The sequence below is a fragment of the uncultured Streptomyces sp. genome (assembly GCF_947488945.1).
Taxonomy (GTDB): Bacteria; Actinomycetota; Actinomycetes; order Streptomycetales; family Streptomycetaceae; genus Streptomyces.
In genome coordinates, this window is the sequence record NZ_CANLBS010000011.1 from 103,286 (window position 1) to 129,226 (window position 25,941).

The 25,941-nt window shown below is 70.8% G+C and carries 27 protein-coding genes and 1 pseudogene; 18 read left to right on the forward strand and 10 right to left on the reverse strand.

Annotated elements, in window-relative coordinates; translation table 11 throughout:
* Positions 1-18: 18 nt before the first annotated feature.
* The 3 genes from Q0994_RS19110 to Q0994_RS19120 form a co-directional block, all read right to left on the reverse strand.
* Positions 19-1,026, reverse strand: a complete 1,008-nt coding sequence (locus Q0994_RS19110; protein WP_299536769.1) for a heme A synthase — start codon at positions 1,024-1,026, stop codon at positions 19-21.
* 127 nt (positions 1,027-1,153) lie between these two features.
* A complete protein-coding gene (locus Q0994_RS19115) occupies positions 1,154-1,921 on the reverse strand; it encodes an ABC transporter permease (protein ID WP_299536422.1) in 768 nt (255 codons plus the stop codon).
* The gene (locus Q0994_RS19120; RefSeq protein WP_299536427.1) at positions 1,918-2,844 is read right to left on the reverse strand and encodes an ABC transporter ATP-binding protein; all 927 of its coding nucleotides are present in this window, start codon (positions 2,842-2,844) and stop codon (positions 1,918-1,920) included. The genes Q0994_RS19115 and Q0994_RS19120 overlap by 4 nt, the downstream gene beginning before the upstream one ends.
* A 136-nt stretch (positions 2,845-2,980) precedes the next feature.
* Here Q0994_RS19120 and Q0994_RS19125 point away from each other — a divergent pair, with 136 nt between their 5' ends.
* The 9 genes from Q0994_RS19125 (at position 2,981) to Q0994_RS19165 (ending at position 11,229) form a co-directional block, all read left to right on the forward strand.
* On the forward strand, positions 2,981-3,760 hold the full coding sequence (locus Q0994_RS19125; protein WP_299536429.1) for a metalloregulator ArsR/SmtB family transcription factor: 780 nt from the start codon (positions 2,981-2,983) through the stop codon (positions 3,758-3,760).
* Complete coding sequence (sufB, locus tag Q0994_RS19130) at positions 3,757-5,178, forward strand: Fe-S cluster assembly protein SufB (protein WP_299536430.1); 1,422 nt, start codon at positions 3,757-3,759, stop codon at positions 5,176-5,178. The genes Q0994_RS19125 and sufB overlap by 4 nt, the downstream gene beginning before the upstream one ends.
* A 63-nt stretch (positions 5,179-5,241) precedes the next feature.
* Positions 5,242-6,420 (forward strand): Fe-S cluster assembly protein SufD, encoded by a 1,179-nt coding sequence (gene sufD, locus Q0994_RS19135; protein ID WP_299536432.1) that lies wholly within the window; start codon positions 5,242-5,244, stop codon positions 6,418-6,420.
* Positions 6,420-6,737: a bifunctional 3-phenylpropionate/cinnamic acid dioxygenase ferredoxin subunit gene (locus tag Q0994_RS19140; RefSeq protein WP_299536434.1), complete on the forward strand. Its 318-nt coding sequence runs from the start codon at positions 6,420-6,422 to the stop codon at positions 6,735-6,737. Before sufD ends, Q0994_RS19140 begins: the two co-directional genes overlap by 1 nt.
* 7 nt (positions 6,738-6,744) lie before the next feature.
* A complete protein-coding gene (gene sufC, locus Q0994_RS19145) occupies positions 6,745-7,509 on the forward strand; it encodes a Fe-S cluster assembly ATPase SufC (protein WP_299536436.1) in 765 nt (254 codons plus the stop codon).
* Positions 7,506-8,774, forward strand: coding sequence for a cysteine desulfurase (locus Q0994_RS19150; RefSeq protein ID WP_299536439.1), 1,269 nt, complete (start codon positions 7,506-7,508; stop codon positions 8,772-8,774). Before sufC ends, Q0994_RS19150 begins: the two co-directional genes overlap by 4 nt.
* Before the next feature lie 27 nt (positions 8,775-8,801).
* Positions 8,802-9,257 carry a Fe-S cluster assembly sulfur transfer protein SufU gene (sufU, locus tag Q0994_RS19155; RefSeq protein WP_299536441.1) on the forward strand — a complete coding sequence of 152 codons (456 nt, stop codon included), beginning with the start codon at positions 8,802-8,804 and terminating at the stop codon, positions 9,255-9,257.
* Complete coding sequence (locus Q0994_RS19160; RefSeq protein ID WP_299536443.1) at positions 9,254-9,595, forward strand: metal-sulfur cluster assembly factor; 342 nt, start codon at positions 9,254-9,256, stop codon at positions 9,593-9,595. The genes sufU and Q0994_RS19160 overlap by 4 nt, the downstream gene beginning before the upstream one ends.
* A 227-nt stretch (positions 9,596-9,822) precedes the next feature.
* A complete protein-coding gene (locus tag Q0994_RS19165; RefSeq protein ID WP_299536445.1) occupies positions 9,823-11,229 on the forward strand; it encodes a hypothetical protein in 1,407 nt (468 codons plus the stop codon).
* 68 nt (positions 11,230-11,297) lie between these two features.
* Here Q0994_RS19165 and Q0994_RS19170 read toward each other — a convergent pair whose 3' ends face one another.
* Entirely contained in the window at positions 11,298-11,609 is a 312-nt protein-coding gene (locus Q0994_RS19170) for a hypothetical protein (RefSeq protein WP_299536447.1), read from the reverse strand.
* Positions 11,606-11,836, reverse strand: a complete 231-nt coding sequence (locus Q0994_RS19175; RefSeq protein ID WP_299536449.1) for a hypothetical protein — start codon at positions 11,834-11,836, stop codon at positions 11,606-11,608. The genes Q0994_RS19170 and Q0994_RS19175 overlap by 4 nt, the downstream gene beginning before the upstream one ends.
* Before the next feature lie 115 nt (positions 11,837-11,951).
* Here Q0994_RS19175 and Q0994_RS19180 point away from each other — a divergent pair, with 115 nt between their 5' ends.
* A complete protein-coding gene (locus Q0994_RS19180) occupies positions 11,952-12,779 on the forward strand; it encodes a helix-turn-helix transcriptional regulator (protein ID WP_299536451.1) in 828 nt (275 codons plus the stop codon).
* On the forward strand, positions 12,776-12,979 hold the full coding sequence (locus Q0994_RS19185; RefSeq protein WP_299536454.1) for a DUF397 domain-containing protein: 204 nt from the start codon (positions 12,776-12,778) through the stop codon (positions 12,977-12,979). The genes Q0994_RS19180 and Q0994_RS19185 overlap by 4 nt, the downstream gene beginning before the upstream one ends.
* 261 nt (positions 12,980-13,240) lie before the next feature.
* Here Q0994_RS19185 and Q0994_RS19190 read toward each other — a convergent pair whose 3' ends face one another.
* On the reverse strand, positions 13,241-14,113 hold the full coding sequence (locus Q0994_RS19190; protein WP_299536457.1) for an SDR family oxidoreductase: 873 nt from the start codon (positions 14,111-14,113) through the stop codon (positions 13,241-13,243).
* 144 nt (positions 14,114-14,257) lie between these two features.
* On the opposite strand from Q0994_RS19190, the gene Q0994_RS19195 reads away from it, so the two are divergent.
* Complete coding sequence (locus tag Q0994_RS19195) at positions 14,258-14,662, forward strand: helix-turn-helix domain-containing protein (protein WP_299536460.1); 405 nt, start codon at positions 14,258-14,260, stop codon at positions 14,660-14,662.
* A gap of 118 nt (positions 14,663-14,780) precedes the next feature.
* Here the strand turns inward: Q0994_RS19195 and Q0994_RS19200 are convergent, their stop codons facing one another.
* Positions 14,781-14,990, reverse strand: coding sequence for a winged helix-turn-helix domain-containing protein (locus Q0994_RS19200; RefSeq protein ID WP_299536772.1), 210 nt, complete (start codon positions 14,988-14,990; stop codon positions 14,781-14,783).
* Between the two features lie 634 nt (positions 14,991-15,624).
* Here Q0994_RS19200 and Q0994_RS19205 point away from each other — a divergent pair.
* Positions 15,625-16,236 carry a hypothetical protein gene (locus Q0994_RS19205; RefSeq protein WP_299536462.1) on the forward strand — a complete coding sequence of 204 codons (612 nt, stop codon included), beginning with the start codon at positions 15,625-15,627 and terminating at the stop codon, positions 16,234-16,236.
* Between the two features lie 115 nt (positions 16,237-16,351).
* Here Q0994_RS19205 and Q0994_RS19210 read toward each other — a convergent pair.
* A pseudogene (locus Q0994_RS19210) lies at positions 16,352-16,832 on the reverse strand (IS5 family transposase); the annotation flags it as partial.
* A 197-nt stretch (positions 16,833-17,029) separates the two neighbouring features.
* Between Q0994_RS19210 and Q0994_RS19215 the strand changes: the two are divergent.
* From Q0994_RS19215 to Q0994_RS19225, 3 genes are all read left to right on the forward strand, one after another.
* On the forward strand, positions 17,030-17,941 hold the full coding sequence (locus Q0994_RS19215; protein ID WP_299536464.1) for a hypothetical protein: 912 nt from the start codon (positions 17,030-17,032) through the stop codon (positions 17,939-17,941).
* Between the two features lie 285 nt (positions 17,942-18,226).
* A complete protein-coding gene (locus Q0994_RS19220) occupies positions 18,227-19,606 on the forward strand; it encodes a hypothetical protein (RefSeq protein ID WP_299536466.1) in 1,380 nt (459 codons plus the stop codon).
* 179 nt (positions 19,607-19,785) lie between these two features.
* Positions 19,786-20,151 (forward strand): VOC family protein, encoded by a 366-nt coding sequence (locus Q0994_RS19225; protein ID WP_299536468.1) that lies wholly within the window; start codon positions 19,786-19,788, stop codon positions 20,149-20,151.
* 160 nt (positions 20,152-20,311) lie between these two features.
* Here Q0994_RS19225 and Q0994_RS19230 read toward each other — a convergent pair whose 3' ends face one another.
* Positions 20,312-21,421: a hypothetical protein gene (locus Q0994_RS19230; RefSeq protein WP_299536470.1), complete on the reverse strand. Its 1,110-nt coding sequence runs from the start codon at positions 21,419-21,421 to the stop codon at positions 20,312-20,314.
* Positions 21,422-21,853: 432 nt separating this feature from the next.
* Entirely contained in the window at positions 21,854-23,155 is a 1,302-nt protein-coding gene (locus tag Q0994_RS19235; RefSeq protein WP_299536472.1) for a hypothetical protein, read from the reverse strand.
* Between the two features lie 424 nt (positions 23,156-23,579).
* Between Q0994_RS19235 and dapD the strand changes: the two genes are divergently transcribed.
* Both dapD and Q0994_RS19245 read left to right on the forward strand, forming a co-directional pair.
* Entirely contained in the window at positions 23,580-24,578 is a 999-nt protein-coding gene (gene dapD / locus Q0994_RS19240) for a 2,3,4,5-tetrahydropyridine-2,6-dicarboxylate N-succinyltransferase (protein ID WP_299536474.1), read from the forward strand.
* A gap of 390 nt (positions 24,579-24,968) precedes the next feature.
* The gene (locus tag Q0994_RS19245) at positions 24,969-25,637 is read left to right on the forward strand and encodes a DUF4232 domain-containing protein (protein ID WP_299536774.1); all 669 of its coding nucleotides are present in this window, start codon (positions 24,969-24,971) and stop codon (positions 25,635-25,637) included.
* Positions 25,638-25,941: the final 304 nt, after the last annotated feature.

A 25,941-nucleotide genomic window follows, 5' to 3' on the forward strand; every position in this document is an offset into this window, starting at 1 on the left:
CGCGGGACGCGCGGCGGGTCAGGCGGCGGTCAGCGCTCCGGTGTTCTGCTGCGGCGGGACGGGGGCGTCGGCGGCGGGGCGCTCGCGCAGGGAGAGCAGCACACGGAGCACGGCGATCCAGACCAGGCAGGAGCCGACCATGTGGAGGCCCACCAGGATCTCCGGGGTGTCCAGGAAGTACTGGACGTAGCCGATGACGCCCTGGCCCATCAGGACGAGGAAGAGCTGACCGGCGAGGCGGCGGGGCCCGGCGGGGGCGTCCACGGCCTTGAGGACGAACCACAGCGCCACCGAGAGGGCCACCACGATCCAGGCCAGGTCGGCGTGGAGCTGGGTGATCAGCTTCCAGTCGATCGGGATGCGGTGGACGTCGCTGGAGTCGCCCGCGTGCCGGCCGGCGCCGGTCACCACGGTGCCGACCGCCACCAGCAGTCCGGCCGCCACCACCAGGATCCAGGTGAGCTGCGCGACCGCCTTGCCGACCAGCGGCTTCGGCGTCCCGTCGCCCTCGCCCGCCCGGTGGTAGGTGAGCACCGCGACGGTCAGCAGGGCCGTGGAGAGCAGGAAGTGGGCGGCCACGGTGTACGGGTTGAGGCCGACGAGCACCACGATCCCGCCGAGCACCGCGTTGCCCATGACGACCCAGAACTGGGCCCAGCCCAGCCGCGTCACGCTGCGCCGCCACGGCTTCGCGGAGCGGGCGGCGACGATCGCCCAGCCCACCGCCGCGCAGAGCACGTACGTCAGCATGCGGTTGCCGAACTCGATGACGCCGTGGAAGCCCATCTCGCTCGTCGTGGTGAGGCTCTCGTCGGTGCACTTGGGCCAGGTCGGGCAGCCGAGGCCGGAGCCCGTCAGCCGGACCGCGCCGCCGGTGGCGACGATCAGCACCGCCATGACGACGGCGGACATGGCGGCGCGGCGGACGGTCCGGGGGCCCGGGGTCCACCGTTCGGCGATGTACTGGAGCGGGTTCCGCGCGGCTTGAGCGACATCGGCTCGGGTCAGCTTGGGCACGCGCACCATCGTAAGCGGCGGCTTGTGCAAGCTTTCACGAGGGGGACGAGTCACCCCGAAACACCTGGTCCTCGCACGTCGCGGGGCGCGGCCGGGAAGCCGGAGCCCCGGGCCTTCGCCCACGTCACCGCCCGCGTCACTCCCAGCGGAAGAACCTGGCGGCGGCGCCGAGGCCGAGCACCGCCCACACCGCGAGGACGCCGAGGTCGCTCCAGGGCATCGACGCGCCGTGCTGGAGGACGTCCCGCAGCCCGTCGGAGAGGGCCGTGATCGGCAGCAGGCCGAGCACGGAGGCGACCGCGTCCGGGAACTTGTCGAGCGGCACGATCACCCCGCCGCCGACCAGCAGCAGCAGGAAGACCAGGTTGGCCGCGGCCAGCGTGGCCTCCGCCTTCAGCGTCCCCGCCATCAGCAGCCCGAGGCCGGAGAAGGCGGCCGTGCCCAGCACCAGCAGGAGCAGCACGGCGAACGGACTGCCGTGCGGCGACCACCCGAGCGCGAACGCGATCACCGTCAGCAGCACCACCTGGAGCACCTCGGTGACGAGCACGGAGAGCGTCTTGGAGGTCATCAGCGCCCACCGGGGGAGCGGGGAGGCCCCCAGCCGCTTCAGGACCCCGTAGCGCCGCTCGAAGCCGGTGGCGATGGCCTGGCCGGTGAACGCGGTGGACATCACCGCCAGCGCGAGGATGCCGGGGGCGAGGAAGTCGACGGGGTCGCCCGCGCCGGTGTCCACGATGTCGACCGCGCCGAACAGCACCAGCAGCAGCGCGGGGATGATCACCGTCAGCAGCAGCTGCTCGCCGTTGCGCAGCAGCATCCGGGTCTCCAGCGCGGTCTGCGCGGCGATCATGCGGGACAGCGGGGCGGCACCCGGCCGGGGGGCGTACGTACCGGCGCTCATGCGCGCAGCTCCTTGCCGGTGAGTTCGAGGAAGACGTCCTCCAGGGTGTGCCGCTCGACGGCGATGCCGTCCGGCATCACGCCGTGCTGGGCGCACCAGCTGGTGACGGTGGCGAGCAGCTGCGGGTCGATCTCGCCGGTGACCCGGTAGGAGCCGGGGGCCGGTTCCGACGCGCCGCTGCCGTCCGGGAGCGCCTTCAGCAGCGAGCCGAGGTCGAGGGCGGGGCGGCCGGTGAAGCGCAGGGTGTTCTCGGCGCCGCCCCGGCACAGCCGCTCGGGGCTGCCCTGGGCGACCACCCGGCCGGCGTCGATGATCGCGACGTCGTCGGCGAGCGTCTCCGCCTCGTCCATGAAGTGGGTGGTGAGGACGGTCGACACGCCGTCGGCGCGGAGTTCGTTCACCAGTTCCCACGTCGAGCGGCGGGCCTGCGGGTCGAGCCCCGCGGTGGGCTCGTCGAGGAAGACCAGTTCGGGGCGTCCGACCACCGCCATGGCCAGCGCGAGCCGCTGCTGCTGGCCGCCGGAGAGCCTGCGGTAGGAGGTGCGGCCGCAGCCGCCGAGCCCCAGCCGTTCGATCAGGGCGTCCACATCCAGCGGGTGCGCGTGCAGCTTCGCCATGTGGCGCAGCATCTCGTCGGCGCGCGCGCCGGAGTAGACGCCACCCGACTGGAGCATCACGCCCACCCGGGGACGGAGCGCGGCCGCGTCCGCCACCGGATCGAGGCCCAGGACGCGTACGGTCCCGGCATCGGGGCGGCGATAGCCCTCGCAGGTCTCGACGGTGGTGGTCTTCCCGGCGCCGTTGGGGCCGAGGACGGCGGTGACGGCGCCGGCGGCCACGGTGAGGTCGAGGCCGTCCACCGCGGTCTTGGCGCCGTACCTCTTCACCAGGCCCTCGACCCGCACGACAGGCTCGTTCTCCATGGCCGGTAAGTCTAGGTCCGACGCCCTCGGACCCCGGCCGCGGGGCCAGATTAGGTAACCCTAAGTGAGCAAACCCACCGTTGATCGTTCCGGAGGGTGGTTGTCACCCGTCCCCGAATTACGCAACAATGGCGTTGTGAAATACCAGGGCGATCCACCCCAGGAGGAACTCGCGACCGGTGAGCGCTCGACGCGCAACCGGGTCGCGCGCTCCATCCTGGACCACGGCCCGTCCACCGTCACCGATCTGGCCAAGCGCGTCGGTCTGACCCAGGCCGCCGTCCGCCGCCACCTCGACGCCCTCGTCGCGGACGGCGTCGTCGAGTCCCGCGAGCAGCGGGTCTACGGCGCACGCACCCGCGGCCGGCCCGCCAAGGTGTTCGCCCTGACGGACTGCGGCAGGGACGCGTTCGACCAGTCCTACGACAAGCTCGCCGCGGACGCGCTGCGCTGGATCGCCGCGCACTCCGGCGAGGAGGCGCTGCTCACGTTCGCGCGGGCCCGCATGGCGTCGCAGGCCGAGGGGTACCGCGCCGCGGTCGAGTCGGCCGCCCCCGAGGACCGGACCGAGGCCCTGGCCAGGGCGCTGTCCGCCGACGGGTACGCTGCCACCGCGCGCAGCGCGCCGGAGCCCCAGCAGGGCGAGCAGTTGTGCCAGCACCACTGCCCGGTGGCGCACGTCGCCGAGCAGTTCCCGCAGCTGTGCGAGGCGGAGACGGAATTCTTCTCCAGCCTGCTCGGGACCCACGTGCAGCGTCTGGCCACCCTCGCCCACGGCGACGGTGTCTGCACGACGTACGTGCCCCGCAGCGGCCACCACACGGCGCCCGCGCCGCAGCAGGCCCCGCAGACCCAGCAGACCATTTCATCTTCATCCGCTTCATCCGCCAGCAAGGCCGGGAGGAACCCCGCATGACGCTCCCCACGGAGACTGCCCACCCCGAACTCGAGGGCCTGGGCACGTACGAATTCGGCTGGGCCGACTCCGACGCGGCAGGCGCGGCGGCCAAGCGCGGTCTCTCCGAGGCCGTCGTCCGCGACATCTCGGAGAAGAAGAACGAGCCCGACTGGATGCTGAAGCTCCGGCTCAAGGGCCTGAAGCTGTTCGGCAAGAAGCCCATGCCGAACTGGGGCTCCGACCTGTCGGGCATCGACTTCGACAACATCAAGTACTTCGTCCGGTCCACGGAGAAGCAGGCGGAGTCCTGGGAGGACCTGCCCGAGGACATCAAGAACACGTACGACAAGCTCGGCATCCCGGAGGCGGAGAAGCAGCGCCTCGTCGCCGGTGTCGCCGCCCAGTACGAGTCCGAGGTCGTCTACCACCAGATCAACGAGGAGCTGGAGGCGCAGGGTGTCATCTTCATGGACACCGACACCGCGCTGAAGGAGCACCCGGAGCTCTTCCAGGAGTACTTCGGCACCGTGATCCCGGTCGGCGACAACAAGTTCGCGTCGCTGAACTCGGCCGTGTGGTCCGGCGGATCCTTCATCTACGTCCCCAAGGGCGTCCACGTCGAGATCCCGCTGCAGGCCTACTTCCGCATCAACACGGAGAACATGGGCCAGTTCGAGCGGACGCTGATCATCGTCGACGAGGACGCCTACGTCCACTACGTCGAGGGCTGCACCGCCCCGATCTACTCCTCGGACTCCCTGCACAGCGCCGTGGTCGAGATCATCGTGAAGAAGGGCGGCCGCTGCCGCTACACGACGATCCAGAACTGGTCGAACAACGTCTACAACCTGGTCACCAAGCGCGCCGTGGCGTACGAGGGCGCGACCATGGAGTGGGTCGACGGCAACATCGGCTCCAAGGTCACGATGAAGTACCCCGCCGTCTACCTCATGGGCGAGCACGCCAAGGGCGAGACGCTGTCCATCGCCTTCGCCGGCGAGGGCCAGCACCAGGACGCGGGCGCCAAGATGGTCCACATGGCCCCGAACACCTCGTCCAACATCGTCTCCAAGTCGGTGGCGCGGGGCGGCGGCCGGACCTCCTACCGCGGCCTCATCGAGATCGGCGAGGGCGCGCCGGGTTCCAAGTCCAACGTCCTCTGCGACGCGCTGCTCGTCGACACGATCTCGCGTTCCGACACCTACCCCTACGTCGACGTCCGCGAGGACGACGTCTCGATGGGCCACGAGGCGACCGTCTCCAAGGTCTCCGAGGACCAGCTCTTCTACCTCATGAGCCGCGGACTCACCGAGTTCGAGGCCATGGCGATGATCGTGCGCGGCTTCGTCGAGCCGATCGCGAAGGAGCTGCCCATGGAGTACGCCCTGGAGCTGAACCGGCTGATCGAGCTGCAGATGGAGGGCTCGGTCGGCTGACGGCCCCGCCGTCGCGACCGTCCCCCCGACTTCCAGACTGAGAAAGCGAGCACTACGACAGCCATGGCTGAGGCTCAGAACATCCCTGCGGGCTCCACGACCGCCGGGTCCATCGCGGTGGCCGCCGAGTCGACCGTCGCCACCCGCATGAGCGCCCCCCCGTCCTTCGACGTGGCGGACTTCCCGGTTCCGCACGGCCGCGAGGAGGAATGGCGGTTCACCCCGCTGGAGCGCCTGCGCGGGCTGCACGACGGCACCGCCGTCGCCACCGGCGGCGTCAAGGTCGCCGTGGAGGCGCCCGAGGGCGTCACCGTGGAGACCGTCGGCCGTGACGACGCGCGCCTCGGCCGCGCCGGCACCCCGGTCGACCGGGTGGCCGCCCAGGCGTACACCTCCTTCGAGCAGGCGTCCGTCGTGACCGTGCCGAAGGAGACGGTGCTCACCGAGCCGATCCGCATCGCGGTGCACGGCGAGGGCGGCACCGCCTACGGCCACCAGGTCGTGGAGCTGGGCGCGTTCGCCGAGGCCGTCGTCGTCATCAACCACACCGGTGACGCCGTGCTCGCCGCCAACGTCGACTACGTCGTCGGCGACGGCGCCAAGCTCACCGTCGTCTCCGTCCAGGACTGGGACGACACCGCCGTCCACGTCGGCCAGCACAACGCGCTGGTCGGCCGCGACGCCTCCTTCAAGTCCGTGGTCGTCACCTTCGGCGGCGACGTCGTCCGGCTGCACCCCCGGATCGCCTACGCGGGCCCCGGCGGCGAGGCCGAGCTCTTCGGCCTGTACTTCACCGACAAGGGCCAGCACCAGGAGCACCGCCTCCTGGTCGACCACAACACCCCGCACTGCAAGTCCAACGCGGTGTACAAGGGCGCCCTCCAGGGCGACGGCGCGCACGCCGTGTGGATCGGGGACGTCCTCATCCAGGCCAAGGCCGAGGGCACCGACACCTACGAGATGAACCGCAACCTGGTTCTGACCGACGGCGCCCGCGTGGACTCCGTGCCGAACCTGGAGATCGAGACCGGCGAGATCGTCGGCGCCGGCCACGCCTCCGCGACCGGCCGCTTCGACGACGAGCAGCTCTTCTACCTCCAGTCCCGGGGCATCCCGGCCGAGGAGGCCCGCCGGCTCGTCGTGCGCGGCTTCTTCGCCGAACTCGTCCAGCAGATCGGCCTGCCGGACGTCGAGGCCCGGCTCCTCGACAAGATCGAGACCGAGCTGAAGGCGTCCGTCTGATGGCGTTCGTCAAGGTGTGCTCGCTGAGCGAGCTGGAGGACGACACCCCCACCCGGGTGGAACTCGACGGCACCCCGGTGTCCGTGGTCCGCACGGAGGGCGAGGTGTTCGCCATCAACGACATCTGCTCGCACGCCAACGTCTCGCTCTCCGAGGGCGAGGTGGAGGACTGCATGATCGAGTGCTGGCTGCACGGATCCGCCTTCGACCTCCGCACCGGCAAGCCGTCCGGCCTTCCCGCGACGCGCCCCGTCCCCGTTTACCCCGTCAAGATCGAAGGGGACGATGTGCTCGTCTCCGTCACCCAGGAGTCCTGAGTCACCCATGGCAACGCTTGAAATCCGCGACCTGCACGTCACCGTCGAGGCCGACAACGCCACGAAGGAGATCCTCAAGGGCGTCGACCTGACCGTGAAGCAGGGCGAGACCCACGCCATCATGGGCCCGAACGGGTCCGGCAAGTCCACCCTGGCGTACTCCCTCGCCGGTCACCCCAAGTACACGATCACCAGCGGCACCGTCACCCTCGACGGTGAGGACGTCCTGGAGATGAGCGTCGACGAGCGCGCCCGCGCCGGCCTCTTCCTCGCGATGCAGTACCCGGTGGAGATCCCCGGTGTCTCCGTCTCCAACTTCCTGCGCACCTCCGCCACCGCCGTCCGCGGCGAGGCGCCCAAGCTGCGTACCTGGGTGAAGGAGGTCAAGGAGACGATGGCCGAGCTCCAGATGGACCCGTCCTTCGCCGAGCGCAACGTCAACGAGGGCTTCTCCGGCGGCGAGAAGAAGCGCCACGAGATCCTCCAGCTCGAACTGCTCAAGCCGAAGGTCGCGATCCTCGACGAGACCGACTCCGGCCTCGACGTCGACGCCCTGCGCGTCGTCTCCGAGGGCGTCAACCGGGTCCGCGAGTCGGGCGAGGTCGGCACCCTGCTGATCACGCACTACACGCGCATCCTCCGGTACATCAAGCCCGACTTCGTGCACGTCTTCGCGAACGGCCGCATCGCCGAGTCCGGTGGCGCCGAGCTCGCCGACAAGCTGGAGAACGAGGGCTACGAGGCATACGTGAAGGGTGGCGCTTCCGAGTGACTGACGCCCGCCAGGGGCTCTCCGGCCTCCTCGACACCGAGGCGATCCGCAAGGACTTCCCCCTCCTGGACCGCACGGTCCACGACGGCAAGAAGATCGTGTACCTCGACAGCGCGGCGACCTCCCAGAAGCCGCGCCAGGTCCTCGACGCGCTCAACGAGTACTACGAGCGGCACAACGCCAACGTCCACCGCGGTGTCTACACCATCGCGGAGGAGGCCACCGCGCTGTACGAAGGCGCCCGCGACAAGGTCGCCGCCTTCATCAACGCGCCGAGCCGCAACGAGGTGATCTTCACCAAGAACGCCTCGGAGTCGCTCAACCTGGTGGCCAACATGCTCGGCTGGGCCGACGAGCCCTACCGGGTGGACCGGGACACCGAGATCGTCACGACCGAGATGGAGCACCACTCCAACATCGTTCCGTGGCAGCTCCTGTCGCAGCGCACCGGTGCGAAGCTGAAGTGGTTCGGCATCACGGACGACGGCCGGCTCGACCTCTCCAACATCGACGAGATCATCACCGAGAAGACGAAGATCGTCTCCTTCACGCTGGTCTCGAACATCATGGGGACGATCAACCCGGTCGAGCAGATCATCCGCCGTGCCCAGCAGGTCGGCGCGCTGGTCTGCATCGACGCCTCGCAGGCGGCCCCGCACATGGTGCTCGACGTGCAGGCGCTGCAGGCCGACTTCGTGGCCTTCACCGGCCACAAGATGGTCGGCCCGACGGGCATCGGCGTGCTGTGGGGACGGCAGGAACTCCTGGAGGACCTGCCGCCCTTCCTCGGCGGCGGCGAGATGATCGAGACCGTGTCGATGCACTCGTCCACCTACGCCCCCGCGCCGCACAAGTTCGAGGCGGGTACGCCCCCGATCGCCCAGGCCGTCGGCCTCGGCGCGGCCGTGGACTACCTCTCGGCGATCGGCATGGAGAACATCGCCCGCCACGAGCACGCCATCACCGAGTACGCGGTGAAGCGGCTCCTGGAGGTGCCGGACCTGCGGATCATCGGACCGGCGACGGCCGTGGACCGCGGGGCGTCGATCTCCTTCACGCTCGGCGACATCCACCCGCACGACGTGGGCCAGGTGCTCGACGAGGAGGGCATCGCGGTCCGGGTCGGCCACCACTGCGCACGGCCGGTCTGCCTGCGGTACGGAATTCCCGCGACCACGCGAGCGTCGTTCTATCTGTACTCCACGCCCGCCGAGGTCGACGCCCTGGTGGACGGCCTGGAGCACGTACGGAACTTTTTCGGTTAACAGGCGACAGTGGCTGAGGGCTGACTGGTGAAGCTGGACTCCATGTACCAGGAAGTGATCCTGGACCACTACAAGCACCCCCACGGGCGAGGCCTGCGGGACGGCGACGCCGAGGTGCACCACGTCAACCCGACGTGCGGCGACGAGATCACGCTCCGCGTGAAGTACGACGGCGAGACCATCGCCGACGTGAGTTACGAGGGCCAGGGCTGCTCCATCAGTCAGGCCAGCGCCTCCGTCCTGAACGACCTGCTGGTCGGCAAGGAACTGGACCAGGCCATGAAGATCCAGGACGCGTTCCTGGAGCTCATGCAGTCCAAGGGGCAGCTGGAGCCGGACGACGCGATGGAGGAGGTGCTGGAGGACGCGGTCGCGTTCGCCGGCGTCTCCAAGTACCCGGCCCGGGTCAAATGCGCGCTGCTCAGCTGGATGGCGTGGAAGGACGCGACGGCGAAGGCGCTGTCCGAAGGGAAGACCGCATGAGCGAGAACGAGACCGTGGCAGCACTGAAGCCGGCCTCCGAGGAGGAGGTCCGGGAGGCGCTGTACGACGTCGTGGACCCCGAGCTGGGCATCGACGTCGTCAACCTCGGGCTGATCTACGGCATCCACATCGATGACGCCAACATCGCCACCCTCGACATGACGCTGACGTCCGCGGCCTGCCCGCTGACCGACGTCATCGAGGACCAGGCGAAGTCCGCGACCGACGGCATCGTCAGCGAGTTGCGGATCAACTGGGTCTGGATGCCGCCGTGGGGCCCGGACAAGATCACCGACGACGGCCGCGAGCAGCTTCGCGCGCTGGGCTTCAACGTCTGATCCCGCACAGCACCTTCGACCGGCCCCCGGTTCTGCGCCCACCCGCGCGGGACGGGGGCCTGCCCGTTGCTGCCGCGGGGCGCGGGCGGGGGCCGGCCCGTTGCTGCGATGGGGCGCGGACGGGGGTCGGCCCGACGGTGTTCGCCCGCCCGTCGTCCGTCGTAGTCCCGCCGGTCACATGCAGACCGCAGCCTTCTCTTCGACACCACGCCGACGAGAGGCACGCAGTGCTGCACCAGCTTCAGCCCCAGAGCCGCCGGACCGCCGTTCTCACCGCCGCCGCCACCGCCGGGCTCCTCGCCGTGACCGCGCTCGCGTCCGGCACCCCCGCCCAGGCCGTGACGTACGGGACCCCGACGATCACCCTCTCCGCCTCGTACCTCTCCGGTGCGGTCGGCGCGACCGGCGACCCTGTGGTCACCGTGACCGTCGCGCAGAGCGGCGCCGACGCCTCCGCGCTCACCGTGGCGGCGTCGGCCACGTCGAAGTCCTCGGTCGCGACGACGGCCGACGTGACCGTCACCGGAACCGGCGCCACCCGGCGGCTCGCGGTCGCCGCCCGTGGCCGCGGCTACACCGACCTCACCGTCAAGGTCACCGGCCTCGGCGGCAAGACCGCCACCAAGAAGCTGTACTACGCCGCGTCCGCCGCCGTGAAGAACGCCGCCGACACCCGCTACCTCACCGGCTCGTCCGACGCCTCCGCCGCGGTGGACGTCGGCGACGGCTACGCGGTGGTCGCCGACGACGAGTCCAACGTCCTCCGCCTGTACAGCCGTTCGGCTTCCGGTGCCCCGGTCAAGTCGTGGGACGTCAACTCGGCGCTCGGCGCGTCCAAGGAGATCGACATCGAGGCCGCGACCCGCGTCGGCAACACGATCTACTGGACCGGCTCGCTCGGCAACAACAAGGACGGCGAGTACAAGGCCGACCGCAACACCGTCTTCACCACCACCGTGTCCGGCTCCGGCGCCTCGACCTCGCTGACGGTGGGCCGTTCGTACAAGAAGCTCCGGGACGACCTGGTCGCCTGGGACGAGGCCAACGACGACGCGTACGGCTTCGCGGCCGGTACGGAGGACGGCGAGGCGCCCAAGCAGATCGACGGGTTCAACGTCGAGGGCCTGGAGTTCGCCCCCGGTTCGACCACCACCGCCTACGTCGGCTTCCGCGCGCCGCTGGCTCCGCCGAAGGCGGGCGCGAAGGCGCTGATCGTGCCGGTGACCAACTTCGACAAGGTGCTCGGCAGCGGCACCAAGGCCGCCTTCGGCACCCCGATCGAGCTGGACCTCGGCGGCCTCACCATCCGGGACCTGCGCAAGAACGCGGCCGGCCAGTACCTGATCCTGGCCGGTTCCTGGGCGGCCGACGACAACTCCGACCCGTACGCCCTCTACAGCTGGGACGGCGTCGCCGGACACGCGCCGGTCAAGCGCCTGGACCTGCCGACGACCGACCCGGGCGGCTGGGAGGCCATCGTGGACGTCCCGGACCTGACGGCCTCCGGCGCCCGCGTCCAGGTCATCACGGACTCCGGCGCGGCCGACCTGTACGGCGACGGCCAGGAGGCCAAGGACCTCGACCACGCGGAGTGGAAGAAGTCGCGGTCGGTGTGGTTCACCCTCGGGGGGTGAGCCTGGGATGAGCCCCGGGCTGAGCCGGAGGTGGTCGGGGGTGACTCGATCCGAGTGCCTCCGGCCCGTCAGTGGTCGGCGGCGCGGTGGCGGGTGCGGAGCACCCGCCAGTCGGTCGCCCGGCTCAGGTCCCCGGCCGACTCCGCCTCCTCCTCGGCCAGGTCGTAGTCCAGGCAGACGGCGCACCCGGCCGGACCGGGGCCGGGGTCGAAACGTGCCTGGCGGCGGGGCAGGGGAGGGCGCGGGGTACGGGCGTCCGGCCCCGGTGAGTCGGGGCGGACCTGGTCCTCGGGGGGCGGGGAGGCGGGCCCGTCCGGGGCGCCGTCCGCATCGTGCTGCGGATCATGTCGCGGGGTGTTCTCCGGCGTCGGCGCGTTCACAGCAATGACCCCCTGCTCCTGGCGTTGTCCCGCGCGACCCCCGCGCGCATCCGTTCCTCGGAGGTGGCCGGCCGCACCCGCTCCGGCTCCGCCTCCCACTCGCGGCCCCCGCCCACCGGGCGCAGGGACCAGTTGGGGCCCGAGAGCCCCCGGAACTCCCCGATCCGTACCCCGCCGCCGTCCCGTCCGGTGTCCACCACGACGGTTCCGGCCGACGGAACGCTCATCCGTCCCACGTTCGCTCCACTCTGTAGTCATTTCGCTACCGGGCGAGTTCACGGTGTCCTAGAGTCGGGAGCCGTTCAACCTGTCGGGGCCGAGCGAAGAATCAGGGGCGACCTCGTGAACAAGAAGGACCTCAACCCGGATGCGTCGCCGGCCGCGGCCTTCGGTGCACGTATCCGCAGCTTGCGCGAAGAGCGGGGCTGGAAGCAGGAGGAACTGGCCGAGAAGCTGGGCTACTCGGGAACGCATGTCTCCGCAGTGGAAACTGGTCGCAAGCTTCCAACTGTGCGCTTTTCGCGCAGTGCTGACCGAGTATTCGGCGCCGGCGACATGTTCGAACGGCTGTGGCGCGAGCTGCGGAACGGTGTGCTTCTGGAGGGTTTCCCGGAGTACGTCGGTTACGAGGCTCGGGCCGTCGAGATTCGACTGTTCGAGATCGGGATCATCCCCGGTCTCCTCCAAACGCCCGAGTACGCCCGCGTGTTGGCGGAGAGTGCGGTGGAACGTGGGGCCATCACGCCGGAGCAGGCGGATGAGCGGGTTGCGTTTCTGGCGGAAAGGCAGTCAGCTCTTGAGCGGGCGCAGCCGCCCCTCATGCTCGTGGTGATGGACGAGAGCTGTATCCGTAGGCCCGTGGGTGGGCCCGGAGTCATGGCTCGGCAGATGGCCCGGCTGGTCGAGTTCGCCAAGAAACCGACCACGGTGCTCCAAACCGCTCCCTTCGACCTCGGTGAGCGGAGGGCCTTCAACCTTCCGGTCAATCTGCTGACGCTGCCCGATCGCTCCATGGTCGCGTACGCGGAGTCTCAGACGCAGGGCCACCTGGACAGGGAGATCACGTCGATCCTCCCGCTGCTCACCACATACCATCAACTACAGGCAGAGGCGTTGTCGCAAGCAGCCTCGGTAGCCATGGTCCGAAGCTTGGAAAGGGAATTCCTGTGACTGCACGCCCCGAGTACTTCAAGTCCTCCTACAGCGACAACGGTGGCAACTGCGTCGAGGTCGCGGCCAACCTGATCGGCACTCACGACCTCGTCCCCGTACGGGACTCCAAGAACCCCGAGGGGCCGTCGCTCGGGTTCGCGTCGGCTGCCTTCGCGTCGTTCGTGGCGGGTGTCAAGGCCGGGGAGTTCGCCGTCTGACCGTACGGTCGAGTCGGCTCGCCGCCGTGGCCCCGTCGTGCTCCGGAAACGGGAGCGTGGCGGGGCGCGGTCTTGTGCGCGGCCGGTCCGAGGGCGCCGGATCGCGCATCTACCGGCCCCACCTCGGCACCCCCGAACACCTCGTCCGGCGCGGCCTACGGCACATCCCGTACCGCAGCGAACTCATGGACGGCTGCCTCGCCGAGGCCGGCCGGACAAGCAGAGCCGTCTGAGCAACCCGACCACCTCACGAGTTCGACCTCACTGATGCAGGGCGACCGTGAGTGCCTCGGCCAGGGTGACGGGCGGGCGGCCGATCAGGCGGCGCAAATCGCCGGAGTCGGTGTACATCTCGCCGCGGTTCATGCCGCGGTCAGCGTCAGCGAGGACCTCCGCCAGCTCGGCGGGTAGGCCCGCGGCGGCAAGTACCTGGGCGAAGTCGGTCACCGGGAGGTCGGCGTAGGTGACACGCTTTCCGGCGGCGGCGGAGATCGCGGCGGCGAGTTCGGTGAGGGTGAAGGACTCGTCGCCGCCGAGCTCGTACACGGCGCCGACGTGTCCCTCAGTGGTGAGGACGGCTGCCGCGGCCTCGGCGTAGTCGGCGCGGGACGCGGCGCTGATCCGCCCGTTGCCTGCGGCGCCGACGACGGCGCCATGGTGCAGGATCTGCGGCAGTTGGCTGGTGTAGTTCTCCAGGTACCAGCCGTTGCGCAACATCACGCTGGGGATTCCGCGGACCCGCAGGTACTCCTCGGTCTCGCCGTGCGTGGAGCCGATGACGGTGGTGGCCGTGTCCGCGTGCGTCGTGCTCGTGTACGCCACCAGCGACACCCCTGCGGACGCCGCCGCGTCGATCACGCGGCGGTGGTTGGCGACCCGCTCGCCCACGGGGACCGAGGCCGAGATCAGCAGCAGCCTGTCTGCCCCCGCGAACGCCCCGGCCAGGCCGTCGGTGTCCGAGAAGTCGGCGCGGCGTACCGTGATGCCGCGGTCGGCCAGGTCCTTGATTCTGGCCATGTCCCGGCCGGTCGCGATGATGTCCGCGGTCGGGATCCCGTGCCGCAGCAGTGCCTCGATGGTGAGCCTGCCCAGATGGCCGGTGGCTCCGGTGACGACGATCGACATGGTGGTCATTCCTTTCGTTCCACGCGTGCCTCGCACGCTTGCTGCAGTCCGTCCGCAGCGGGTGGAACACAGAATGAGCTGGACACTCTCTGTCGGGAAGTAGCCACCTCTCGGTACGGTACTTACCTGACCGAAAGCATGGAGGTGAGCCGCATGGCTGCTGTCGAGAACGTGACCGGGCCCATACCGTCATTCGATCCGTACGAGCGCGGCTGCCCGTCACGGGACCTGCTCGACCAGATCGGCAGCAAGTGGGCGGTCCTCGTGCTGGGCGAACTCGGCAGGAACGGGACCTCCCGGTTCGGCCGGCTCCGGCAGGCTCTGGCGGGCGTGAGCGAGAAGATGCTCACCCAGACGCTGCGCACCCTCGAACGCGACGGGCTGGTCAGCCGGACCGTCTACCCAGAGGTGCCGCCGCACGTGGAGTATGAGCTGACCGCGCTCGGCCAGACGCTGCGGGAACCGCTGAAGGCGCTCACGGAGTGGTCCGTGCTGCACATCGAAGAAGTCATCACCGCCCGCGAAGAGTACGACGACCGCACGGAGCGCACCCGGTAATCGGCGGCGGCCGACGGTCTGGCCACAAACGGCTGCCTCGCCGGGACCGGCCCGACAATCAGACCCACCTGAGCAACCCGGGGACATCAGCGCTTACCCGCGTCCACACCTCTCGCTCTCATGGCTCCACCGCGTGGTCGTCACGCTCCATGGAACGCCGGGTCGGCTGCTGCCAGGACCAGCCGTAGTGCCGCAGCGGTAGCCACATGCCCTCCACGGTGTACGAGAGGTGGAACAGCCTGTCGACCACGCTCTTCACGCGGGACGGCGTCCACCGCTGGTCGGCCCGCCCGTGTGCCGGCGGACCGCGCTCCGACTCCCGTCCAATCTGGGCATCTGCGCGTCAGACAGTCGGGGTCGGCCAGGTGATCCCTTGGAAGCCGCCCCGGCGTAGCCGCCCGCGCGCCACTGGCGTCGCCAATGGTTTTACCGACCGTTCCGAGACCCGCGGCATGGCAGCGGTCCCCCGGTTCTTTCCGCCGGCCTCGAAGCACGCCAGGGCCTGGTGCCGGACCCGCTCCCGCGCGCCTCTCTCGACGTCGGTCAAGCCATTGCCCTGCGGGTATCTCGCCGGACGAGGACTACAGAGGTCACCTTCACGCTGTCTGGCGACCAGTCCGTCATGGGCCGATCACGTGCAGTAGTCGTAAGAGTCCGACCCATCAAGTGGGTATAGAACGCCGGGGAAGACCGAGGTGCGAGGGACTCACCCGGTCACGGAATCGTGAGTGCGGCCCGGGACGGGCCTCATTGATGGGCGTCAGTAACCGGACGCGCCGCAACGGCTGAAACACCGAACCCTCTGTGCGCCATGCTGATGCACCCGACCTCTGACGTGCTTGGACGCAGCGTTCATGGCGAGTTCACAGGTTTCGAAGAGCCATGCGAAGATCCGGAGCCAACCGTTCAGCCGGCAAGAGCAGGCGCGTCGGCACAGAAGGCCGCCGTCGAGGGAAGAGAGCATGCGCATTACCGCGAACAGGACCGGACGTATAGCGGCCCTCGCCGCAGGGGCAGTCCTTGCCGGCGGATGTGGAAGCGATGTTGCGCCGCCCACCTCAACACCGGCCACCTCCATGACTCCCTTCGGACAGGATGCGGTGCGACACGACCTTGTCGCAGCCCTTGCAACTGCCCAAGTCGCCGACGGCAAGGTAGAGGTGGGGTACCCCGAGTACAGCGCGCAGAATGACCACGGGTCCGCGGCGGGGCGGCGGAAGCTCTCCGATCTCGTCGCACGACTGTCGCCCTGCGTGGTCACCTGGGAATCCGAGCACACGGGTGGCTCTTCGTCCAAGAGTCATTCGGACGAGCAGGACCGACGTTTCGACACCGTCCTCTCCGGCCTTGAAGCACAGGGCTGGAGAGCTTCCGAACCGCCCGTGGAGACGCCGTTGTCAGACGGCGCCTTCCTCCTGGCCACCTTTGAAAAGCAGGAATGGACTCTCCACGCGAGGCGCGCAAGTACGCCGACCTGGAAACGCTCCACCTTGATGGTCACGGAGGACGACTGCTTCGGCCGCGTCACCGAAGAGGAGCGGGCCTTGGTCGAGGCACCCGACGCCGTCCGGTAAGCGCCTTGACCGTCCGCAGGCCGCTTTGGCGTCAATGAGCCGTTTCCAACCTGACGAGCGGTTGGTTGGGCAACCCGGGCCGTGGACATGAAGAAAGCTGCTGGTAGAAAAGGCTCAGTCCCTGGCTGTCGTGCATGTGGGCACCGGAGATGCCCAGCGAGAGCGGCAGTCCGGTCCGGTCGGTGACCAGATGAATTTTCGATCCCAACTTGCCTCGGTCGGTCGGATTCGGTCCCGTCAGAAACCCCCTTTTGCCGCCCGGACGCTGACGGAGTCGATCGCGCACCGCGAGCAGTCCAGCTCACCCCGCGCCCCGAGTTCGTCCAAGACCACGCGGTGGAGACGGGCCCAGACCCGGTCCGCGCTCCACTTGGCGAACCGCCGGTAGACCGTCTGCCAGACCGGGCCGAACACCGGCGGGAGTTGCCTCCACGTACAGCCCGAGGTGGCCACGAAAAAGACTGCGCCCAGAACCTCACGGTCGCCAGCCCGACGCGGCCCCCGCCCTGCGGACGCTTCACCTCCCTGGGCGGCACAAGCCGCCGGAACAGCACCCACAACTCATCTGGCACCAGCCGCTCAACCAGATCCGCCATGCACAGCTCAACAAGCGACCGGGTCATTGGAAACGGCGTCCCATTCGGGTGGGTCCTCCCTGCGGATCGGTGCGTCGGACCGAAAGTCAACTCGCTCTGCCGGAAACCCTGTTGTTGACCTTGGTGGAATTTGCGAGACTCGCTCCGCCCTCGGGTCGACCGCTCGTCGGGCCTTCACCATCAGGAGGGGGAACCACATGGAATTCCGCGTGCTCAGAGGCGGGCTGTCCCGTGCCGTCACCGTCGTCGCGCTCGCCGCGGCCCTGGCCACCGGCTCGACCGGACTGCTGCCGGCCATGGAGGCGCATGCCGCGCCGGCGACCGAGGGAACCTTCGCCTTCAGCGGCGACGAGGGCGACTACATCAGCCTCGGCCAGTCCTACGCCTATGCCACGGCCTCTCAGGACCGTGTGGACGTCTACGCGAACGCGGACAACAGCGTGGTGTCGCTGTCCGTCGACGGCGCCAACGGCGACTGGTGGTACCTGAACCTCGCCGCGCCGTCCGGCAGCGCTCTGGCTCCGGGGACGTACGCGGGTGCGACCCGCCACCCGTTCAACGGGCCGTCCGAGCCCGGGTTGTCGCTGGACGGGAACGGCCGCGGGTGCAACACGCTGACCGGCAGCTTCACCATCGAGGCGGTGGAGTTCGGCCCGGCGGGTTACGTCGAGACGCTCGACGCGACCTTCGAGCAGCACTGCGAAGGGGGTGTCGAAGCCGCCCGCGGCGAGGTGCACATCGACAACCCGGAACCGCCCGCTGCCCTCGTCCTCGGCCTCGCGGTGGCGTTGCAGGGTACGGCCGGCACGCTGAACGGCAAGGCGACGCTGCACGGTTCGGTCAGTTGCAGCAAGCCGGTGCGGGTCGACGTCTCGGGCGACGTCACCCAGGTGAAGAAGCAGAAGCTCATCCGCGGCTCGTACGCCACCGTGGTGAACTGCGTGCCGGGTGCGCCGGTCGCGTGGTCCGCCACGGCGGCCCCGACGGGTGACGTGCCCTTCCAGCGCGGTGACGTGGAAGTCGAGGCCCGCGCCACGGCGATCGACCCGGACTACGACGAGTCCGTGTCCGCCGCCGAGACGGTCGCGGTCCACCTCGCCCGCGGCTGATCCCGAACCACCCCGCCGCGCACACCGCATCCACCGGGCCCGTCCGTCCCTCCTCGGGGCCGGACGGGTCCGCGCGCCTGCCCGCGTACGTCCTTTGCGCACGTCCTCCGCGCACGTCGGCAGCGTGCTCGGGCCCGCCGGGCGTGCGCGTCGTCCGGCCGACGGGCTTCCGTACCGGCCGGGATCGCGTACCGGCCGGACTCCGTGTCGCGTCAAGCGATCTCGTCCGGGTTCGTCAGCTGAGGCCGGGGGGCGGTCGGGGGGTTTCCCCCGTACAACCATCCGATGATCTCCGTTGTCTTGATCCCCGTGAAGAAGACGCTCATCGCCTCCGCCGCCGCACTCGGCGCGCTCGCAGCCGTCACCGGCCCGGCCGCGGCCCCCGCCGCAGCCGCCTCCGACGCGCTGTGGCTCTGGTCCGACCCGTACGAGATCACCCTCGCGGGCCCGTCCGAGGACGGCTCCCCCGCACCGTCGCAGTCGCTGACCGTGCAGATCAGCCACGACAACACGGCGACCACCGTCCCGGCCGGCACGCTCACCGTCGACGTCTCCCAAGTCGCCTCGTTCGCCGAGGTCACCTGGCCCGCGAACTGCCGCCCGGAGAACGAGACCACCGCCGTCTGCACCACCCCCGAACTCCCCGGCGGCGCCAACGCCCCCGCCGCGCGGATCGGCCTGACCACCAAGCCGGGCGCCACCGACGGCAACGACGGCTACGTCCGCTACACCGCCCGGGCCGGCGGCATGAACGCCTACCCGGGCGAGACCTACGTCGCCGTCAACGACGGCCCCGCGCTCGGCCTCACCCAGGCCGAGTACCGCACCGGCATGGCGCCCGACCAGCCCTTCGACTCCTCCGTCGTCCTCGGCAACCAGGGCAACCGCACCGCCGACCGCACCCTGCTCACCGTCTTCACCTCCCGCGGCATCCGCCTCGGCATGTCCGTCCCCTCCAACTGCGAGTCCACGAACGCCGTCACCGGCCGTACGTTCCTCTGCGTTCTGGACGAGCGGACGACCCCGGGCTCGTACCATTCCCTCCCGCTGAAGTTCCGCACCAAGGACATGGCCCTCTTCGACCGCGTCGACTATGCGGCGCAGCCCTACTCCGAGCAGGCGCTCGCCGAGGCCCGCGCCGGCCGCGCCTTCACCCCGGGCGCCGGCCCGGAGCTGAACCTCACCCCGGCCGCCGCCCCCTCCGACGAGCTCCAGCCGTACCGCAGCTTCACGGTGAAGACCGTCAACCAGGCCGACTACCGGCTGACCGCCTCCACCGTCTCCGGCGCGGCCGGCGACACCGTCCCCGCCACCGTCACCGTCCACAACGCGGGCCCCGCCTGGGTCGCCTCCCTGGGCGCGGGCGAACCCGCCGCGACCGTCGACATCGACATCCCCGCCGGCACCTCGGTCGCCTCCGCCCCCGACTCCTGCTGGTCCCAGTCCGAGACCCGCTACCGCTGCAACACCCCCATCTACCTCACCGAATCCGGCAAGGCCGCCACCCGCACCTTCCCCTTCACCCTCCACATCGACGAGGTCATCCCGGACGCCACCGCCCGCGTCTCCGTCTACAACGACGCCTACGAACCCGCCGTCCGCACCTTCGACCCCGACCTGACGAACAACACGGCCACCCTCACCGTCAACCCCTCGACGCGCTGACGCACGCCCCCTCCGGCTGCCCGGCCCCGGCCCCTGCGCCGGCCCTGTACGGGCCGGGCAGCCGACCCCCGCACCGCCCCGGCGGCCCCACCCGCACCACCCGTGGGCGACTGGCCCGCCGGACGGACCCGGACGAGATCAATGCACGCAACGGCCTCGTGCGGGGCAGCCTGATCGGCATGGCCGTCAACTTTTACACCCTGGTCGTGGACGCCCACGACAAGTCCGCCCTCGCCTCCTTCTGGTGCCGCGTCCTCGACTGGAAGGTCGTGTACGAGGACGACGACGAGGTCACCATCGGAGCCGACGCGGACACCCTGCCCGGGATGTGCTTCGTGGACGTCCCCGAGGCGAAGACCGTCAAGAACCGGTTGCACATCGATCTCGCCCCGGACGACCTGGAGGTGGAGGTCGAGCGGATCATCGGTCTCGGCGCCCGCCGCATCGACGTGGGCCAGGGCCCGGACGCCAGTTGGGCCGTCCTCGCGGACCCCGAGGGCAACGAATTCTGCGTGCTGACCCCGAAGAGGTCACTGACCGGTTGAGGCGAGTCCTCGGCAGGCCGGAGCAGTGCACGCGCCGCCCGGGAAGATGCTTCCCGAGCGGCGCGGCTGCGGTCCCTGTCGCGCGCCACCTGGTCAGGCCGGGGCAGCGCAGTCCGGGAAGGACGCGTCAGACGGCACTGCCGTCGGTCCGCGTCACCGTTCAGAGTGCCGAGGTGTACGCCGTGAAGAACGGGACCTTCACCGGTGCTCCGCCGGGACCGAAGCAGTTGACGTAGAGCCGGACCGCGCCGCTGGTCCTGGCCCAGGGCGCGTACAGGCCGCAGTACTCGGGGCCGCTGCCGTAGGCGGTGGTCTGGGCAGTGTCCGAGGGGACGGCTATCGACGGCATGGTGACGGTGAAGGGCGCCCCCGAACCGGCGAGGGTGTTGGTGGCTCCGCCGGAGTTGTAGTTGGTCAGGGTGGGCAGCGAGCCGTTGTACCAGAGGTACCCGAACGACCTCGGCGGGAACGCGGGCCCGTGGACCGCGCGCAGGTGGGAGTAGCTCAGGGTCCACTTCGTGTCGTACGGGGCGTTGGAGGCGTCGTAGCAGGCGACCAGCACGGTCTGCCCCGCCGTGCCCGGTGCCCAGTCCGACACCTTGCACCGTGCGCCCTGCTTCGGGTCGACTGCGGTGACCTGCAGATTCCCCGCGTGGCTGGACAGCCCGAGGCCGGGGAGCCATGCCTTCCAGATGCCCGTTCCCCCCTTGCTCACCGCGTTGACCGCCCCGGTGGAGTTGTACTGGGTCAGGACCGTGCCGCTGACGTCCGAGTACAGATAGCCGTACGAGCCGGAGGGCGTGGAGGGTGCGCCGCTGCTGCTGGTGTACAGAACGGTGAAGGTGGAGTTGTCGGGGGTGCCGCTGGGGAGGTAGCAGCTCACGTAGACGTCCTCACCGGACCCCACGGCTTTCCAGTCGACCACCTGGCACCAGTGGGCGGCGCTGTTCACCGCGGTGGCGTGGGCGATGCCCCCGGCGCCGCCGATCAAGGGAAAGTGCACCACGTACGCACCGAGGCCGATCTGGTCCACCTTGACGGGGTTGCTGGGGGGAGAGGTCCAACTGCCCCACTGGCGGGAGGGATCAGGCACGTATCCGGACGGCGGTGTCGCGTTGTCCAGGTAGGCGAAGCCCCAGCGGTCGGGCACGGCGGCCCGGGCCTGGCCGGCGGAGGGGAGAGCTGCCGCCAGGAGCGCGGCCAGCATGCCGAGGACGAGGAGAACGGCGCGGACGGATCTGTTCGGCGGGGCTGCGGTGCGGACGTGCACGGGTACCTCCTGCGGGTGAGGTCGATGCTGTCTGCGCGAGGTGTGCCGGGGGTGCGGAGGCCCTCGTGGAGTTCGGGGCCGCCGCACCGTCCCGCCAGGGTGCGAGCACCACGTGTCACGGGCGGAAGGCCCGTGATCCGGCGGTGTCCCGCGTGTGGGGAACCCGGCGCGCCCACGGTCCCAGAAGAACCGGCTCACTGTGGTGGTGTCCGCCAGCCGTTCCGACGCCCGCCGCACCCGCCGCGTCCGTCGCAGGAGCACCGGCGGGCACTCCCGCCACGCGTCAGCCGGGGTCCGACCGGCCTGCGCGGCCCTTCCCGGCCGTCCCCCGTCCCTTCCTGCCCCTTCCGTCCCCTCTCCTGCCTCGGGCACCACCCGCAGGCGTGTCCGGAACACGCTTCCGCACGCGTGTCCTCCCGTGCCGGTGCCCGGTCAGGGCGCCCCGGCTCCCCGGTCGCCGGGGGCCTCGGGGGCGTTAGTGGTGTCGGGGCTGCCGGGGCTGCCGGGGCTGCCGGGGGCGCCGGGGGCGCCGGAGGTGCCGGAGGTGCCGGCGGGGGGAGCGTCCTGCGGACCGTCGGCGTGGGCCGCATCGGCCGGCGGTGCGCCCACCGACGGGTTCGCGTACGGAGCGGCTGCCGACGGTTCCCCGTACGGCGCGTCCGTCGCCGGGTCCGGGGCAGGGGCGCCCGCGGAGGGCCCGTACGGGGCGGCCGGGTCCGGGTACGGGTAGGGCGGCGGGGCCAGGGACATGCCGGTGGCCTCGGCCATGGCGGCCGCCAGGTTCTCCGTCCTGATGCGCCGGTCCACGTAGAGCAGACCCAGTATCAGCGGCGGGAACGTGGTGGAGAAGAACTGCGCGACGATCTGGCCGAGGAGCGAGAAGAGAAGCAGGCCGCCCAGCCCGACGATCATGCCTCCCGGCCCGACGTCGCTGTTCTCCGGACCCACGGTGAACAGAGTGGAGAACGAGCCCAGGAGGGAGAACGGCATCTGGATCGCGTAGGAGACCGTCGAGGCGAGCAGGGCACCCAGCAGGTAGATGCCGAAGATCCGCCACCCACTGCCGCGCACCAGCTTGGCGGAGCGGCGCAGGGCGGTGGCCGGGCCCGCGTTCTCGAAGACGACGATCGTCGACGCCAGCGAGAACCGCACGAAGAGGTACGTGGCCGCCGGGGCGAGGAGGAGGAAGGCGAGCAAGGAGAACAGCACCACCACGCCCGGATTGGCCGGCCCGTCGTCGGCGACGTAGGCGAGGATCAGGACGATCGCACCCGCGGCCAGCAGGCCGAGCGGCACCAGCACGATCAGTGTCGTCAGCAGGACCGTACCCAGCAACGAGCCCAGACGGGAGAACGCCCGGCGTCCGAGCATCCCGAAGGTGACCGGGCGGCCGAGCACCGCTTCCTGCAGCGACGCGGCGACCGCCGCGTGCATCAGAGCGGTGGCGATCAGGACGGCCGCGATCACCACGATCCCGGCGCCGATGGCGCCCAGCACGCCGGTGACGGCGAAGTTCGCCGCGTCCCCGTCGAAGCCGTCCGACTCGGAGAACGAGAAGTCGTCCGCCTGGCTCCAGAGCGAGAGGGCCACCGCGGCCACCGCGGCCCCGACGACGACCGTCACCGTCCCGAAGACGGCCGCGCCGAAGCCGAGCAACGGCTTCCAGTACCGGCCGAGGGTCGAGAACGCCCCGTTGAATATGTCCGACAGCTTGAGCGGGACCAGGGGTATCACCCCCGGTTTCGGCGGCGGAGGCGGTCCCCAGCCGCCCCACCCGCCGGGCCCGCCCCACGCACCCGGTCCCTCGCCGGCTCCACCCCGTCCGCCGGCTCCGCCCCAGCCACCGGGATCGGACCCGCCGCTCCGTGGACCGTCGTGAGCCGCGCCCCCGTACGCGCCGTCGCCCCACCCCGCGCCTTGCGCCACTGCTTCTCCATGAAGTTGTCGAACGTCGTCGATCACCGGCCTGCGGCCGGTCGGGACACCGTAGCGTCCCGGACCGACCGTGTCGTCGCGGATATGCCAGGGGCCGGCCCCCGGCGTCCCGGCGTCCGATCGTGCCTTCGCCGGGACGTCCGGTCGGGAGGTCCGGGCGCACCGCCCGTCCGGCGGCCGGACGGGTTCGCCGCAGAGGGGCCGGGACGGTTAGGTTTTGGTCATGACCGACACGACTTCCCAGGGTTCTGCCCGCACCACCGGCGCCGTCGCCGCCGGCCTCGCCACCATCGCCGGTGACGGCACCGTCCTCGACACGTGGTTCCCCGCTCCCGAGCTGTCCGCCGAGCCCGGCCCGGCCGGGACCGTGCGGCTCAGCCCGGAGGAGGCCGTGAACCTGCTCGGCGAGGGGGCGGCCAAGGCCGTGGGCGTGGACGCCCGCCGCGGCGTGGAGGTCGTCGCCGTCTCCACGGTCGTCTCCTCCCTGGACGACAAGCCGCTCGACGCGCACGACGCCTACCTGCGGCTGCACCTGCTCTCGCACCGCCTCGTCCAGCCGCACGGCCAGAACCTCGACGGTCTCTTCGGCCTGCTCGCCAACGTCGCCTGGACGTCCCTCGGCCCCGTCGCCGTGGACGACCTGGAGCGCGTCCGGCTGAACGCCCGTGCGGAGGGCCTGCACCTCCAGGTGACCTCGGTCGACAAGTTCCCGCGGATGACGGACTACGTCGCCCCCAAGGGCGTGCGCATCGCCGACGCCGACCGCGTCCGCCTCGGCGCCCACCTCGCGGCGGGCACCACCGTCATGCACGAGGGCTTCGTCAACTTCAACGCCGGCACCCTCGGCACGTCGATGGTCGAGGGCCGCATCTCGGCCGGTGTGGTCGTCGGCGACGGCTCCGACATCGGCGGCGGCGCGTCCACCATGGGCACCCTGTCGGGCGGCGGCAAGGAGCGCATCGTCATCGGGGAGCGCTGCCTGGTCGGCGCGGAGGCCGGTGTCGGCATCGCGCTCGGCGACGAGTGCGTGGTGGAGGCCGGTCTGTACGTCACCGCCGGCACCCGCGTCACGCTGCCGGACGGCCAGGTCGTCAAGGCCCGTGAGCTCTCCGGCGCCTCGAACATCCTCTTCCGCCGGAACTCGGTCACCGGCACCGTCGAGGCCCGCCCGAACAACTCGGTCTGGGGCGGCCTGAACGACATCCTGCACGCGCACAACTGAGCGAGCCCGCCGCCCCCATGGGGCGGACGTGATCACTCCGGGCGGCGAGCAGTTCCTCGTACGCCCTCCGCAGCCCGCCGGCCGCCCCGCGCCCGGCGGGCTGCCGCGGTTCCCGGACCGGTCCCGCGCCGAGGGCCCGTTCGGCTTCCCGCGCCGGTTCCCCGGGGTGCCGGGCGGCGGCCCCGCTCCGTCCTGTCGACGCGGCGACGGGAACCGTTGAGCGGCGCGGAACCGTCTCGTGGATCATCCGCGCGACCGACCGCGCGGACGGGAGGGGGAGGTGTGCTGCGGGTACGGGCGTTGCGGCGGTACGGGAGCGGGCGGCCGTACGGGGTGCGGCAGTTGGCGGGGACGGGCCGGCGGTACAGGGCGCGAGGGGCGGCGGGGGCGGTGCTGGCGGGCGGGGCGGCGGTGCTGGTGCTGACGGGATGCTCGGGGTTCCTGGTGCCCGCCGGGGAGGGGGAGCCGCCGTCGCCGGCGGTGCGCGCGCGGGACTCCGCCCCGGGTGACCGGTCCGACGACGGGGACGGCTTCGCCACCGGCGTCCCGGACACACCCGGCACCGCGGACACACCCGGCGGGGCCGCGACCACCTCGGCGCCCCCGCAGGGCGCCCCCACCCCTTCCGCCCGGGCGGCGGACTGCCCGGAATCCGGGGCGCGGGTGGACATGGGGGAGGTGCAGGCGGTCATGTTCGCCCGGGCCGTGGTGCTCACGCTCACCAACTGCGGTACGCAGCCGTACGCCGTCCGGGGCTATCCGTCGGTCCAGGCCCTCGGGGAGGGCGGGGAGCGGCTCCCCGTGAAGGTCAACCCGGGGGGATCGATGTTCGGCCAGGACCGGGGCCCGCAACCGAGGGAGCTGGCGCCGGGCGGGACGGTGCGCTCGATCCTCGCCTGGGTCTCCACGGTGGAGGGCGGCGATCTCATCGAGGCCGACGCGGTGGAGATCGCCGCCGCGCCGGACGCGGGGGCGCGCGTCTTCCCGCTGCACGAGCACGACGTGCGGCTGATGGACGAGCTGAACATGACGGCGTGGCGGGTCGAACTGCCGGAGTGAGGGCGGATCGCCGCCGGCGGGCCGAGTGGCTGGTGCGAGGACGGATCTGTGGTGACGGGCCGTGGTGGCGGGTCGCATCGCCGGAGTGGGGGCGGCCGGTTCCGGGCGGTGCCGGACTCAACCGCGTTGCGGGGAACGGCGGAACGGCCGCTCGGGGCGGGGCTTCGTCAACCGGGACGGGCACCCGTCAGCCGTCCGGCTCGTTCCGGGACGGGGCCCGACGGGCGACGCCCCCGGAACGTTTAGGCTTGGGCGGCCTGAAGCGCGCACGCACCTGATGCGCCCGACCCGCACCGAGGAGAAC

Coding starts and splice junctions, on each gene's coding strand:
- Q0994_RS19215 (WP_299536464.1), top strand. CDS start 17,030: ATGGAATTCCGCGTGCTCAGAGGCGGGCTGTCCCGTGCCGTCACCGTC.
- Q0994_RS19110 (WP_299536769.1), bottom strand. CDS start 1,026: ATGGTGCGCGTGCCCAAGCTGACCCGAGCCGATGTCGCTCAAGCCGCG.
- sufD (WP_299536432.1), top strand. CDS start 5,242: ATGGCTGAGGCTCAGAACATCCCTGCGGGCTCCACGACCGCCGGGTCC.
- Q0994_RS19195 (WP_299536460.1), top strand. CDS start 14,258: ATGGCTGCTGTCGAGAACGTGACCGGGCCCATACCGTCATTCGATCCG.
- Q0994_RS19140 (WP_299536434.1), top strand. CDS start 6,420: ATGGCGTTCGTCAAGGTGTGCTCGCTGAGCGAGCTGGAGGACGACACC.
- Q0994_RS19115 (WP_299536422.1), bottom strand. CDS start 1,921: ATGAGCGCCGGTACGTACGCCCCCCGGCCGGGTGCCGCCCCGCTGTCC.
- Q0994_RS19120 (WP_299536427.1), bottom strand. CDS start 2,844: ATGGAGAACGAGCCTGTCGTGCGGGTCGAGGGCCTGGTGAAGAGGTAC.
- Q0994_RS19220 (WP_299536466.1), top strand. CDS start 18,227: ATGATCTCCGTTGTCTTGATCCCCGTGAAGAAGACGCTCATCGCCTCC.
- sufB (WP_299536430.1), top strand. CDS start 3,757: ATGACGCTCCCCACGGAGACTGCCCACCCCGAACTCGAGGGCCTGGGC.
- Q0994_RS19175 (WP_299536449.1), bottom strand. CDS start 11,836: ATGAGCGTTCCGTCGGCCGGAACCGTCGTGGTGGACACCGGACGGGAC.
- Q0994_RS19190 (WP_299536457.1), bottom strand. CDS start 14,113: ATGACCACCATGTCGATCGTCGTCACCGGAGCCACCGGCCATCTGGGC.
- Q0994_RS19205 (WP_299536462.1), top strand. CDS start 15,625: ATGCGCATTACCGCGAACAGGACCGGACGTATAGCGGCCCTCGCCGCA.
- Q0994_RS19160 (WP_299536443.1), top strand. CDS start 9,254: ATGAGCGAGAACGAGACCGTGGCAGCACTGAAGCCGGCCTCCGAGGAG.
- dapD (WP_299536474.1), top strand. CDS start 23,580: ATGACCGACACGACTTCCCAGGGTTCTGCCCGCACCACCGGCGCCGTC.
- sufC (WP_299536436.1), top strand. CDS start 6,745: ATGGCAACGCTTGAAATCCGCGACCTGCACGTCACCGTCGAGGCCGAC.
- Q0994_RS19225 (WP_299536468.1), top strand. CDS start 19,786: ATGGCCGTCAACTTTTACACCCTGGTCGTGGACGCCCACGACAAGTCC.